General features: G+C 42.3%; 1 protein-coding gene. It reads left to right on the forward strand.

Annotation, left to right across the window (positions count from 1 at the left end):
* The first annotated feature begins 189 nt into the window (after positions 1–189).
* The gene (locus H7844_16015) at positions 190–786 is read left to right on the forward strand and encodes a hypothetical protein (protein ID MEO5358782.1); all 597 of its coding nucleotides are present in this window, start codon (positions 190–192) and stop codon (positions 784–786) included.
* Positions 787–982 lie beyond the last annotated feature (196 nt).

Genomic DNA, 982 nt, shown 5'->3' on the forward strand with positions numbered 1-982 from the left:
AACTCTTGCTCCCACAATATATTGACCGTAATCTTATGCTATAAAATCACGGGTGGGGTTAACTTGACGCTTACATTGCAATAGAACAACCATGGATATTTGCCCATTGGAAACTACTTAAGCTAACGGCTGGATGATAGGAGCCGGATGAGCTGAGAGGTTCACGTCCGGAACTGTGAGGGCGTAGAGGTGAGATTCCTCTGCGCTACTCGACTTATTGTGACAGCGTCCAATAAGGAAATACTGGAAACCATCAAACATCTAATCACAAACTTTCTGAGGGAGAGAGGATTGGAACTTTCACCGGAAAAGACCTGTATCACTCATATCGAGAATGGGTTTGATTTTCTTGGGCAAAACATTCGCAAATACAAAAGCAAACTCACAACCAAACCAGCAAAGAAAAACATAAAAGCATTTCTAAGGAAAGTCAGGGGCATTATTAAAGAGTACAAAACTGCCACTGTGGACAATCTGATTAAAATGCTAAATCCAGTAATCAGAGGATGGACTAACTATCACAGACATGCCACTGCCAGAAAGACCTTTTCCTATGTGGACAACCGAATCTGGCACGCACTATGGAAATGGGCAAAACGCAGACACCATAACAAATCTGTAACATGGATTAAAAAGAAATATTTCCTGAGTAAATACGGCAGAAACTGGATATTCGGCACAAACCTTTCAGAATTAGTATCTGCCTGCAAGACCAGGATTACCTTGCACATTAAAGTGAAATGTAGTTTTAATCCTTATGAAAAGTGTGTTCCTCACAATCCTTGAAAGAAAGTTGGTTGCCGTGTCCTAAATTGGGCATTTTATAGACTTGCGTATGAGGGGAAACTCTCACGTACGGTTCTTAGGGGGGAAAGGGCTCGAAAGAGCCTTGACCTACCCGACGTGGTAGCCTTCAGGTAGCTAAAAATGTCAAGGTTTCTTTCAGAAACCTGCTCCACTTTGTTACGCCCTTTCAGGTGAC

The sequence above is a fragment of the Nitrospirae bacterium YQR-1 genome, from assembly GCA_039908095.1.
Taxonomy (GTDB): Bacteria; Nitrospirota; Thermodesulfovibrionia; order Thermodesulfovibrionales; family Magnetobacteriaceae; genus Magnetomonas.